This window comes from Cognaticolwellia beringensis, assembly GCF_002076895.1.
In the GTDB taxonomy this organism is placed as follows: Bacteria; Pseudomonadota; Gammaproteobacteria; order Enterobacterales; family Alteromonadaceae; genus Cognaticolwellia; species Cognaticolwellia beringensis.
Genome location: NZ_CP020465.1, coordinates 1,461,737 through 1,474,716 on the forward strand (window position 1 = coordinate 1,461,737; position 12,980 = coordinate 1,474,716).

Genomic DNA, 12,980 nt, shown 5'->3' on the forward strand with positions numbered 1-12,980 from the left:
ACAAATTAAAAGATAAACAGAGGATTAACTATGAATTTAAACGGTAAAACTATAGTAGTGACTGGCGGCGGACAAGGCCTTGGTCGTGCAATTGCCTTAAACTTGGCAAAATCAGGCGCAAAATTAGCACTTATTGATCTCAATGAAGTGCAATTGCAAACCACCGTTAGCTTGATTGAAGAAGCAGGTTCGCAAGCTAAATACTATTTAGCAAATGTAACTAATGAAAGTGAAGTAGAAGCAACATTTATAAAAATTAATGATGACTTCTCAGGTATCGATGGCTTAATCAACAATGCCGGTATTTTACGTGACGGGATGTTTGTTAAAGCTAAAGATGGCGTTGTAAGTAAAAAAATGTCACTAGATCAATTTCAATCAGTCATTGATGTGAACTTAACTGGCGTATTTTTATGTGGCCGTGAAGCAGCTGTTCACATGATTGAAGGCAAGCGTAAAGGCGTGATCATTAATATGTCATCAATTGCCCGTGGCGGTAATATGGGCCAAACTAATTATGCTGCATCAAAAGCTGGCGTAGTGGCAATGACAGTTACATGGGCAAGAGAGCTTGGCCGCCATGGTATTCGTGTTGGTGCAATTGCACCTGGTGTTATTCGCACAGCAATGACCGATGCAATGAAACCTGAAATGCGTCAACGCTTAGAGAGCATGAAGCCTGTTGGTCGTTTAGGCGAAGCTGATGAAATAGCGCATACTGTTAACTATATCTTCGAAAATGAATTCTTTACTGGTCGTGTGGTGGAAATTGATGGCGGCTTGTGTATGTAGTTTCGAGAAATAACTGATCGAAACTATTAAAATAAAACAGGCTAATAGCTCAGTAATAGATCGTGTTATGATTTGTGTGAGCGATGTGTTTTGATTACATGTTCGCTCTGTATTATTGAACTCCTCAAATATCCGTACACTTTATAAATTGTGTGAAAAACAAGGTCTTTTGAGTAATTACGATTAAACGGCGCATTTAAATAAGTTAACTAAGTAAATTATGATGGATAAAGCACTTTTTTTGGATAGAGATGGCATTATTAACGTTGATCATGGTTATGTACACAAAATTGAAGACTTTGAATTTGTTGATGGCATATTTGACCTGTGCCAGTTAGCAGCAGCGAAAGGATATAAAATATTTGTAATTACTAACCAAGCAGGTATTGCTAGAGGCTATTATGATAAGCCAACATTTGAAGCATTATCTCAATGGATGGTTGAAGAGTTTGCTACCCAAGGTATAACAATTGCTAAAGTATACTATTGTCCGCATCATCCAACGAAAGGGGTAAATGAGTTCGTTATGCCATGTACCTGTCGAAAACCAGAGCCAGGTATGATCATGCAAGCACAAAAGGAGTTTTCTATATCGCTTGCACAAAGCATTTTTATAGGCGACAAAGTCTCTGACATGCAAGCTGCTGCTAATGCAGGCATCAAAAGTAGAATTTTAGTTGATAGCCGCTATACTAATGAATCACCAGTAGAGCAAATTGAAGGTGTAATTCGAGTTAATAAGCTCAATCAGGCTAGTCAATTTATCAAATAAGTGCGTTTTATCGGCGCATTGTATGTTTTAAAAGCAAACAAACACTTTTTATCAATTTAATTGCATTTAGGTGTTGACGTGAGACGAGAAATCTCTAAAATGCGCTCCAGTTCCAAGGGGTAACCCCAACGAGCTGTTTTAATAAGTTATCTAGTACGGTTTAGGCTGAATGAGTTAACTTAACGTTTTAAAGTAGGGTTTTGAATCTTCTGAAAAGAAAGTTTAAAAAAACGAAATAAAACGTTGACATTAAAACTGAGTTGCGTAGAATGCGCATCTCGCTTCAGGCAAGGCTACTAGCCGGCTTCAAGCAACAAGCGGTCTAACAACGAATGAGATTGTTGGCTCGTACCGAACAAAACGTTCATCCATGAACGGTTCGGCATAGGTACTTCGTGTACCCATCTTTAACAATTAGTTATCATGCAATTTGTGTGGACACTCACATTAACGTTGATTTTACATAGTTATCCTCGGATAACAAAAAAACAGCTTAATATGATGTCACACAAAAAATAAGTATCATTTAGACTTTCGAGTTTAAATAATACGTTTTATGTAGTTTTTATCTTCTTTAGTCGGATAGATAGAAACACGACAGAATTCATTGAGCAGATGTCTTTTCTTAGTTAACTTCGGTTCGTTAAGGTGAGCATCACAAACGATTTTTAATTGAAGAGTTTGATCATGGCTCAGATTGAACGCTGGCGGCAGGCTTAACACATGCAAGTCGAGCGGTAACAGAGATAGCTTGCTATCTGCTGACAAGCGGCGGACGGGTGAGTAATGCTTGGGAATATGCCTTTGAGTGGGGGACAACAGTTGGAAACGACTGCTAATACCGCATAACGTCTACGGACCAAAGGGGGGGACGCTTCGGCACCTCTCGCTCATTGATTAGCCCAAGTGAGATTAGCTAGTTGGTAAGGTAATGGCTTACCAAGGCGACGATCTCTAGCTGGTTTGAGAGGATGATCAGCCACACTGGGACTGAGACACGGCCCAGACTCCTACGGGAGGCAGCAGTGGGGAATATTGCACAATGGGCGAAAGCCTGATGCAGCCATGCCGCGTGTGTGAAGAAGGCCTTCGGGTTGTAAAGCACTTTCAGCGAGGAGGAAAGGTTAGTAGTTAATAACTGCTAGCTGTGACGTTACTCGCAGAAGAAGCACCGGCTAACTTCGTGCCAGCAGCCGCGGTAATACGAGGGGTGCAAGCGTTAATCGGAATTACTGGGCGTAAAGCGTGCGTAGGTGGTTTGTTAAGCAAGATGTGAAAGCCCTGGGCTCAACCTGGGAACTGCATTTTGAACTGGCAAGCTAGAGTTTTGTAGAGGGTAGTGGAATTTCCAGTGTAGCGGTGAAATGCGTAGAGATTGGAAGGAACATCAGTGGCGAAGGCGGCTACCTGGACAAAGACTGACACTGAGGCACGAAAGCGTGGGGAGCAAACAGGATTAGATACCCTGGTAGTCCACGCCGTAAACGATGTCAACTAGCCGTCTGTAGACTTGATCTGTGGGTGGCGTAGCTAACGCGCTAAGTTGACCGCCTGGGGAGTACGGCCGCAAGGTTAAAACTCAAATGAATTGACGGGGGCCCGCACAAGCGGTGGAGCATGTGGTTTAATTCGATGCAACGCGAAGAACCTTACCATCCCTTGACATCCAGAGAAGAGACTAGAGATAGACTTGTGCCTTCGGGAACTCTGTGACAGGTGCTGCATGGCTGTCGTCAGCTCGTGTTGTGAAATGTTGGGTTAAGTCCCGCAACGAGCGCAACCCCTATCCTTATTTGCCAGCGAGTTATGTCGGGAACTCTAAGGAGACTGCCGGTGATAAACCGGAGGAAGGTGGGGACGACGTCAAGTCATCATGGCCCTTACGGGATGGGCTACACACGTGCTACAATGGCAAGTACAGAGGGCAGCAATACCGCGAGGTGGAGCGAATCCCACAAAGCTTGTCGTAGTCCGGATTGGAGTCTGCAACTCGACTCCATGAAGTCGGAATCGCTAGTAATCGTAGATCAGAATGCTACGGTGAATACGTTCCCGGGCCTTGTACACACCGCCCGTCACACCATGGGAGTGGGTTGCAAAAGAAGTGGCTAGTTTAACCCTTCGGGGAGGACGGTCACCACTTTGTGATTCATGACTGGGGTGAAGTCGTAACAAGGTAACCCTAGGGGAACCTGGGGTTGGATCACCTCCTTATCTTGAAGTAAAACAGCTTAATGGAAACTTCGGTTTCACGAGTGTTCACACAAATTACATGATAACAAATTAGAAGAAGAAAACGTAAACCCTAGCATAATAAGGGGCTATAGCTCAGCTGGGAGAGCGCCTGCCTTGCACGCAGGAGGTCAGCAGTTCGATCCTGCTTAGCTCCACCACTTATTATGTAGTATCGATTTTTGATACGATGCAGGTCTGTAGCTCAGCTGGTTAGAGCGCACCCCTGATAAGGGTGAGGTCGGCAGTTCAAGTCTGCCCAGACCTACCAATTCTTCGTTACTCTGCGTTAGTTCGCAGCTCGTGTAGAAAACCTACACGTCGCTACCAACTGCCTTGATTAACAAAGAATACATTTACTTCTTCATAAAGAAAGAGACCAAACTTAAACTATCTCAAGTTGATAAGTTAAGTTTGGTTTTTTAAACCAAGATTTATACCGAATGCGCGTATGAATTTAGTTCTTTAACAATCTGGAAAGCTGATATAAATACCGGTATTTATATGTTGAACACGGTGTCGCGCTGTTGTTCATAAATTATAAATACCAAGCTGTTGTTAACGGGAATATCGCCTGTTAATAATGGTGATAGTGGCTCCTCCTCGGAGACGCTATCAACCCGGTAATAAATCGTAAGATTTGTTACCACTCTTATTCAAGACACACTTTGTGTGCGTGAAAATGTCAGACTTTACAATTGAGCGGGTTTTGTCACCTGCTTGTACCAAATAGGAAACTACTTGGGGTTGTATGGTTAAGTGACTAAGCGTATGTGGTGGATGCCTTGGCAGTTAGAGGCGATGAAGGACGTGTTAATCTGCGAAAAGCTTTGGTGAGGTGATAAAAACCGTTATAGCCAAAGATATCCGAATGGGGAAACCCACCCGTCGTAAGGCGGGTATCATTAAGTGAATACATAGCTTAATGAGGCGAACCGGGAGAACTGAAACATCTAAGTACCCCGAGGAAAAGAAATCAACCGAGATTTCCTTAGTAGCGGCGAGCGAACGGGAATTAGCCCTTAAGTGGTTTGTAAGTTAGTGGAATCTACTGGAAAGTAGAGCGATACAGGGTGATAGCCCCGTACACGAAAATAAACTTATCATGAAATCGAGTAGGTCGGCACACGTGAAACGTTGACTGAACATGGGGGGACCATCCTCCAAGGCTAAATACTCCTAACTGACCGATAGTGAACCAGTACCGTGAGGGAAAGGCGAAAAGAACCCCTGTGAGGGGAGTGAAATAGAACCTGAAACCGCATACGTACAAGCAGTGAGAGCCGGATTTAGTCCGGTGATTGCGTACCTTTTGTATAATGGGTCAGCGACTTATATTCTGTAGCAAGGTTAACCGAATAGGGGAGCCGTAGCGAAAGCGAGTGTTAACTGCGCGTTTAGTTGCAGGGTATAGACCCGAAACCCGGCGATCTACCCATGGGCAGGTTGAAGGTTGAGTAACATCAACTGGAGGACCGAACACACGTATGTTGAAAAATGCGGTGATGACTTGTGGGTCGGAGTGAAAGGCTAATCAAGCCGGGAGATAGCTGGTTCTCCCCGAAATCTATTTAGGTAGAGCCTCGCACGAACACCATTGGGGGTAGAGCACTGTTAAGGCTAGGGGGTCATCCCGACTTACCAACCCTTTGCAAACTCCGAATACCAATGAGTGATATGCGGGAGACACACTACGGGTGCTAACGTCCGTTGTGAAGAGGGAAACAACCCAGACCGCCAGCTAAGGTCCCAAAGTACTAGTTAAGTGGGAAACGATGTGGAAAGGCATAGACAGCTAGGAGGTTGGCTTAGAAGCAGCCATCCTTTAAAGAAAGCGTAATAGCTCACTAGTCGAGTCGGTCTGCGCGGAAGATGTAACGGGGCTAAACTAGTCACCGAAGCTGCGGATTTGAACTTAGGTTCAAGTGGTAGGGGAGCGTTCTGTAAGCCGTTGAAGGTGAGTTGTAAAGCTTGCTGGAGGTATCAGAAGTGCGAATGCTGACATGAGTAACGATAAGGGGAGTGAAAAACTCCCCCGCCGAAAGACCAAGGTTTCCTGTCCCATGTTAATCAGGGCAGGGTAAGTCGGCCCCTAAGGCGAGGCGGAAACGCGTAGTCGATGGGAAACAGATTAATATTTCTGTACTTCTATATATTGCGAAGGAGGGACGGAGTAGGCTAGGTGAGCACGGCGTTGGTAGTCCGTGTGAAAGTACGTAGGCGGTTATCTTAGGTAAATCCGGGATTTCATTTAAACGCTGAGATACGAGACGAGACTCTACGGAGTTGAAGTCATTGATGCCATGCTTCCAGGAAAAGCTTCTAAGCTTCAGATATATAGGAACCGTACCCCAAACCGACACAGGTGGTTAGGTAGAGAATACTAAGGCGCTTGAGAGAACTCGGGTGAAGGAACTAGGCAAAATAGTACCGTAACTTCGGGAGAAGGTACGCTCTCTAATGTGAAGCCCTTGCGGCGTAAGCATCGGAGAGTCGAAGTAACCAGGTGGCTGGAACTGTTTATTAAAAACACAGCACTGTGCAAAATCGAAAGATGACGTATACGGTGTGACGCCTGCCCGGTGCCGGAAGGTTAATTGATTGGGTTATCTTCGGAGAAGCTCATGATCGAAGCCCCGGTAAACGGCGGCCGTAACTATAACGGTCCTAAGGTAGCGAAATTCCTTGTCGGGTAAGTTCCGACCTGCACGAATGGCGTAATCATGGCCACACTGTCTCCACCCGAGACTCAGTGAAATTGAAATTGCGGTTAAGATGCCGTATACCCGCGGCTAGACGGAAAGACCCCGTGAACCTTTACTATAGCTTGACAGTGAACATTGCTCCTACATGTGTAGGATAGGTGGGAGGCGTTGAAACTTTGTCGCTAGATGAAGTGGAGCCAACCTTGAAATACCACCCTTGTATGCGTGATGTTCTAACCTAGGGCCCTTATCGGGCTTGGGGACACTGTCTGGTGGGTAGTTTGACTGGGGCGGTCTCCTCCTAAAGAGTAACGGAGGAGCACGAAGGTTGGCTAAGTACGGTCGGACATCGTACGGTTAGTGCAATGGCATAAGCCAGCTTAACTGCGAGACAGACACGTCGAGCAGGTACGAAAGTAGGTCATAGTGATCCGGTGGTTCTGTATGGAAGGGCCATCGCTCAACGGATAAAAGGTACTCCGGGGATAACAGGCTGATACCGCCCAAGAGTTCATATCGACGGCGGTGTTTGGCACCTCGATGTCGGCTCATCACATCCTGGGGCTGAAGTCGGTCCCAAGGGTATGGCTGTTCGCCATTTAAAGTGGTACGCGAGCTGGGTTTAGAACGTCGTGAGACAGTTCGGTCCCTATCTGCCGTGGGCGTTTGAGAATTGAAGAGGGCTGCTCCTAGTACGAGAGGACCGGAGTGGACGAACCGCTGGTGTTCGGGTTGTTATGCCAATAGCATTGCCCGGTAGCTACGTTCGGAACTGATAACCGCTGAAAGCATCTAAGCGGGAAGCAGGCTTTGAGATGAGTTCTCACTGGAGCTTTAAGCTCCCTAAAGGGTCGTTGGAGACTACAACGTTGATAGGTTGGGTGTGGAAGTGCTGCGAGGCATTGAGCTAACCAATACTAATTACCCGTGAGGCTTAACCATACAACACCCAAGTGGTTTTGTAGGTAAGTTTGACCAACATCACGCATAACATAGTGATGAATAAGAGAAACCAATACGTATTTATATCGACATAGAGCTAAGGCTTTATGTAAACAGCTTTCAAGATTGACCCTTTTTGTCTAGCGACAATAGCGACATGGCCCCACCTGATCCCATTCCGAACTCAGAAGTGAAACGTGTTAGCGCCGATGGTAGTGTGGGAGTTCCCATGTGAGAGTAGGACATTGCTAGGCTTCTATTTAGAAGAGCCCGTTACGAAAGTGACGGGCTTTTTGCTGTCTGGGATTTATAGAATAAAACTAGCGCATGAAACGTGTTAGCGCCGGTGATAAAGCGCGTGTGGGTGTTCTTCTCTTTATGTGAGAGGGACGCCGTTCCTGCACATCCATGTGCCCACGGCATTAGTGCATCTCGGTAATTGCTCCTGCATTACGCTACTAACCTACATCCATGTAGGAACTTGCACGTCATTGCTAGGCTTCTATTTAGAGAAACCCGTAGCTGATGCTACGGTTTTTTTGCTTTCTGCGATTTATACAATAAAACTTGTGCATGAAACGTGTTAGCGTCGTTGGTAAAGCGCGTGTGGGTGTTCTTCTCTTTATGTGAGCGGGACGCCGTTCCTGCACATCCATGTGCCCACGGCATTAGTGCATCTCGGTAATTGCTCCTGCATTACGCTACTAACCTACATCCATGTAGGAACTTGCACGTCATTGCTAGGCTTCTATTAAGAGAAACCCGTAGCTAACGCTACGGGTTTTTGCTTTCTGGTGTTTAGAAAATATAATATATCAAAAATGAGCTTGAAACTTGTGGGGGCTTTAGTCACCTTTAGTTGATTTTATTCAGGCGAATAGATTTGTCTTACACTGCTAAGAGCACTGCTCGGTGAAGCGCGAAGCGCCTCAGTACTTACTCGGTGGTGCATAATCTTTTAGTTTTTAAACACAAGACAAGGCTCACCACAGAGAACACCGAGGGACTGCGTCCTACACCGAGGAAAGATAAGACACAAAGGCCAAAATCATTCGTCACTGCTCGGTGAAGTGCGAAGCGGCTCAGTACTTACTCGGTGGTGAATAATCTTTTAGTTTTTTAAACACAAGACAAGGCTCACCACAGAGAACACCGAGGGACTGCGTCCTACACCGAGGAAAGATAAGTCACTAAGCCCAAAATCACTCGTCACTGCTCGGTGAAGCGCGAAGCGCCTCAGTACTTACTCGGTGGTGGATAATCTTTTAGTTTTTTTAAAGACAAGACAAGGTTCACCACAGAGAACACTGAAATGTGATGTCATACCAATTTCAACAATTATATGATCATTCTTAATGATTAAAATAAGCAACTTCAGCATTGTTAATTTAGTACTTATCGCTTCATAGATACAGATTATTAGACAATGAAGATGCGTATGGTCCTGCACAAGGACTAATTTAAATAATCTCCTCATATTTTTCCTCTTTCGCTGTGTACAGAGTGCACTGCCTAAATAATGAAATTTTAAGTAGAGTCAGGGTGAAATATATTAGTTATAAAAAATCCAGCATTTGCTGGATTTTTATTTTTAGTGATAAAACTGCTGATCAGTTCATTTAAAATTAGAGCTTATTCAACAATATCCATCTCTTCAATTAGGTTTGTAGCACCGTCCACATGTTCCATAACCCAAAGCATGTATTTGATATCAACGTGAATTGAGCGATTCAATTTAGTATCGTAATCCCAATCACCAATTATACTTTCGTAAACACCGTCAAATACTAAACCAACAAACTCTGCTTTATCATTTAATGTTGGCGAGCCAGAATTACCACCTGTGATGTCTAGAGTACCTAAAAAGTTAACAGGGACTGAGCCTAGCTCTTGTTTTGCATATTCACCATATTGTTTTTGTTTAATTAGTGAAAGTTGCTTTTTAGGCGCATCAAATGGCGTGATGCCAGTATCTTTTCTGACGATACCTTCAAGGGTAGTAAAAGGTGTTGCTACTAAGCCATCTTGTGGCGAATATCCTTTAACATTACCATAAGTTACTCGAAGTGTACTGTTGGCATCAGCGTAAACTGGCAGATCTTTTGAGTTGAAATATGCAATTAATGCTTCCATATATTTTGGTCGATATGATTGGATATTTCCAGAAAGCTCTTCGTTAGCTTCTTCAATAGCTTTACGTTCAGCGTAAGTTGCTGTCGCCAATTGAATGAACGGGTCGTCACTATTAGCAAAGTCTATTGGTGACTTTTCCATCCAAGCTAAACGACTATTTTGCTCGTTTAGGCTCGTAGTTTGGTACATCTTGGTAAGTTTAGTTTGTATCTGGTCTTCACTAATATTTTTACCGACATTAAAAAATTCATCCAGCGACGCTAAACGTTGTGCTTTAGGTAACTGAATATAATGTTTAAACATGGCCAGTAATATTTTTTGATCCATTTGTGCGTCATATCGACGATTAACCGCTTTCATACTTTGTTCAAAACTCGCGATATCGCGCTCTTGATAGCCACTTTTGCGCTCAACATTTGGCTTTTTACTTTCCAGCGATAAGCGATATAGACGATTAGCTGTATTCAACATTTTGCTATAATTCATATAACCTAGAATTAAGTCCCGTGCTTGGCTTTGCTGATCTTGCTTAATTAAGCTATTTAAACCTTTTAAAGCGTCACCGTATTTATGTTGGCGAGATGTATCTGCACTTATCCATTTGCTTAGTTCAGATTCTAATGATTGTTTACGGGCAAGAGTTGTACCTTTATTGTAGCTTTCAACCATGCTGCCGTAATTTTTAGCGTAATTGGCAAGACTGGCTAAAGTACTTTCATATTTAATCCGTGCATCACTACCTAGCGCTAAATTATCATGTATAAGATCGATAATTTCTTCCCTATAAGCTTTTGCTTGAGGGTAAGTCCAAGTAAATTGGTTTTCTACTTCCAACGCTGTTCTGTAGCGATTAGTTCTTCCTGGATAGCCCAACACCATGATGTAATCATTCTCATCGACACTACTTTTATTTACTTTTAAGTGGTGTTTAGGTTCATATGGAACGTTATCACTACTATAGTCTGCAGGTTGACCATCTTTACCCACATAAGCACGGTAAAAGCCATAGTCTCCGGTATGTCTTGGCCACATCCAATTGTCGACATCGCCACCGTATTTACCAACACTACTCGCAGGAGCGTGAGCCAAGCGCACATCTCTTATAGTGAGTTGTTTAAATAAGTAATACTCTAGTCCTCCGTGAAAGTTAACAACACTACAACGATACTTGTTATCGCTTTCACATTCGGCAATTAAAGTTTTGGAACTATGCTCAATGCTATTATAACGTTCAGCACCAGTCATATCTGATCCCAAACCAGCTTTGATAATAGTGGTAACAGGCGTTATTTCTTCTGTAACATATATTCTAGTGCCAGGAGTGGCGGGGAGCTCTTCTTTAAATGATTTTGCTAAGAAACCATTCTTTAGTAAGTTATTATCTTCAGTAGAGTTATATTGCACTGAACCATAAACACAATGGTGGTTGGTTGCTACAAGCCCTTTGTCTGAAACAAAAGAAGCAGTACACCCCCCTAAACTTACGATGGCGCCCATAGGGAAACCAGTCAGGTCAGTTAATGTGTTAGGATTAAGTTTCAGTCCCGCATTAACGAGCTTAGTTGCAATATCTGGTAGTTGGTGTGGTTGCCACATTCCTTCATCAGCTAAGGTCGCTGTTGAAGCTAATGCAAAGCAAAGTGTTGCAAATTTTTTCATTATAATTATTCTCTAAAGTAATATTCAATACTATCAGCAGTTTGCTGTATCAAGCTCAATTAGTCAAAAGCAGTTCTAATTATCTGTGATACAGAGAAATTTCCTTTGTCATAATAGAAAATTATGCAATTTCAAATGAAATTTTGTTAATAACGTTAAATATTAAGCCTAAAGGTTACTAACATGCACAATTTAGCATTTTAATACTTGTTGAACGTTATTAATTTAGATATTCTTATCGTCGTAAGTAACACAATGTTTACGCTTGCGGTGTTTAACTTAAAAATAATAAAATAATAAATAGACTCTTAAGGAGCGACTTGTGCTTATTAAAGATAACTTTGATGAGGCACTGAAATTCAGTGAATCAACTAACGAATTTTTATCTCATTACCAAATCCCACCTAGTCCGGTAAACTATTCGGTTATATACCTACATAGCAGTAAAAGAAATGAAAAATTATCAGCTGAACTAGAGAGGCATGTACAAACGTTCCAGGAAGTTGACTTAACCTTTATTGAAGGCTTATTTGAAAAGTACATTTCCAATTCTCACGCTATCGATAAACAAATACTTGATCCCATTGAGAAGTCCTTAACTTCAACACTAGCTAAAATAAATCTCCAAGTTGACAGTGATAAAACAGTAGCTTCAAACCTTAAAAAAGCCGAAAAAGCGCTCTCTAAGCACGAATATCATAAATCTATGCAGAATATTGTTGCCTTTTTGATGGATAACATTACTAATTCACAGCAGCAGCATACTGACCTATCTCTCGAACTTACTCGGGCTTGTGGCGAAGTTAGCTTTTTAAAAGCTAAGCTTGAGGCGGCACGTCATGAAGCAATAGTAGATTCTTTAACGGGTTTATATAATCGTCGTGGTTGTGATATTAAGTTAAAAGAGCTAGATATTGAACAAGTGCATTCATCACTAGCAATAGACATTGATCATTTTAAGAATGTGAATGACCAATTTGGACACTTTATTGGTGATAAAGTTATCCAACGAATTGCAAAAATTATCAAGACAACTATATCTGATAAAGATATTGCTGTTCGTTTCGGCGGTGAGGAGTTTGTCGTTGTTATGGTTAATAAAACTCTAACGCAGGCACACGAAGTTGCTGAAAAAATAAGGTTAGCCATATCACAATTAAAACTTATGCAAAGAGATTCGAAAGCATATTTACCTAGAATTTCGGTTTCTATAGGTATTGCACAACGCCAAGAAGAACTAAACTGGACTGCAATATTTGAGCAAGCTGACACAGCATTGTATCAAGCTAAAAACAGTGGCAGGAATAGAAGCGTTTGTTTATAAAAAACCATGTAAATTTTCGAGCTAATCATTTGAATTTTATTTGGTAAATGACAGAGGAGTGTCGCCACCAGATCTAATGAAATATATCTGTACCATCTATCCTATCCCGTAATAATCTGCACCATTCCTTGTATAAAACCATTTTACTTAGATTTTAATTAAATCTACGCATAGTATTAATTTTTACATTTTTCACAAAGGCCTTTGTAATTCATTAGTTTTTTCCATAGGATAGCAGGGTAAATTATTATACTAAGTTGATTAATTAACGGCTCATTTTTAATGGTTAAAATGAATAATGACGGCGTTATAAAATTTATAAGTAGCATAACTACTGACTAAACTTTATGCCTTGTCATTATCCATTTTTCCTCATGAAAAAGTAGATCACTTAATTAATCAAATTGGCATTACGGGTATA

General features: G+C 42.3%; 4 protein-coding genes, 2 tRNA genes and 3 rRNA genes. 8 read left to right on the plus strand and 1 reads right to left on the minus strand.

Annotated features, from left to right (window positions below; genetic code table 11):
* Positions 1 to 30 precede the first annotated feature (30 nt).
* The 7 genes from B5D82_RS06125 (at position 31) to rrf (ending at position 7,697) form a co-directional block, all read left to right on the plus strand.
* Positions 31 to 792, plus strand: a complete 762-nt coding sequence (locus tag B5D82_RS06125; protein ID WP_081149998.1) for an SDR family oxidoreductase — start codon at positions 31 to 33, stop codon at positions 790 to 792.
* Positions 793 to 1,012: 220 nt separating this feature from the next.
* The gene (gene gmhB, locus B5D82_RS06130) at positions 1,013 to 1,564 is read left to right on the plus strand and encodes a D-glycero-beta-D-manno-heptose 1,7-bisphosphate 7-phosphatase (RefSeq protein WP_216629022.1); all 552 of its coding nucleotides are present in this window, start codon (positions 1,013 to 1,015) and stop codon (positions 1,562 to 1,564) included.
* Between the two features lie 669 nt (positions 1,565 to 2,233).
* A 16S ribosomal RNA gene (locus B5D82_RS06135) occupies positions 2,234 to 3,778 on the plus strand.
* 103 nt (positions 3,779 to 3,881) lie between these two features.
* Positions 3,882 to 3,957 (plus strand) — tRNA-Ala (locus B5D82_RS06140).
* Between the two features lie 33 nt (positions 3,958 to 3,990).
* A tRNA-Ile gene (locus B5D82_RS06145) sits at positions 3,991 to 4,067 on the plus strand.
* Positions 4,068 to 4,549: 482 nt separating this feature from the next.
* Positions 4,550 to 7,443, plus strand: a 23S ribosomal RNA gene (locus B5D82_RS06150).
* A gap of 139 nt (positions 7,444 to 7,582) precedes the next feature.
* Positions 7,583 to 7,697 (plus strand): 5S ribosomal RNA (gene rrf / locus B5D82_RS06155).
* The 16S, 23S and 5S rRNA genes sit together here with 2 tRNA genes alongside, the layout of an rRNA operon.
* A 1,378-nt stretch (positions 7,698 to 9,075) precedes the next feature.
* Here the strand turns inward: rrf and B5D82_RS06165 are convergent.
* Complete coding sequence (locus B5D82_RS06165) at positions 9,076 to 11,235, minus strand: S46 family peptidase (RefSeq protein ID WP_081150003.1); 2,160 nt, start codon at positions 11,233 to 11,235, stop codon at positions 9,076 to 9,078.
* 322 nt (positions 11,236 to 11,557) lie between these two features.
* Here B5D82_RS06165 and B5D82_RS06170 point away from each other — a divergent pair, with 322 nt between their 5' ends.
* The gene (locus B5D82_RS06170; protein ID WP_081150004.1) at positions 11,558 to 12,559 is read left to right on the plus strand and encodes a GGDEF domain-containing protein; all 1,002 of its coding nucleotides are present in this window, start codon (positions 11,558 to 11,560) and stop codon (positions 12,557 to 12,559) included.
* The last annotated feature ends 421 nt before the right edge of the window (positions 12,560 to 12,980 follow it).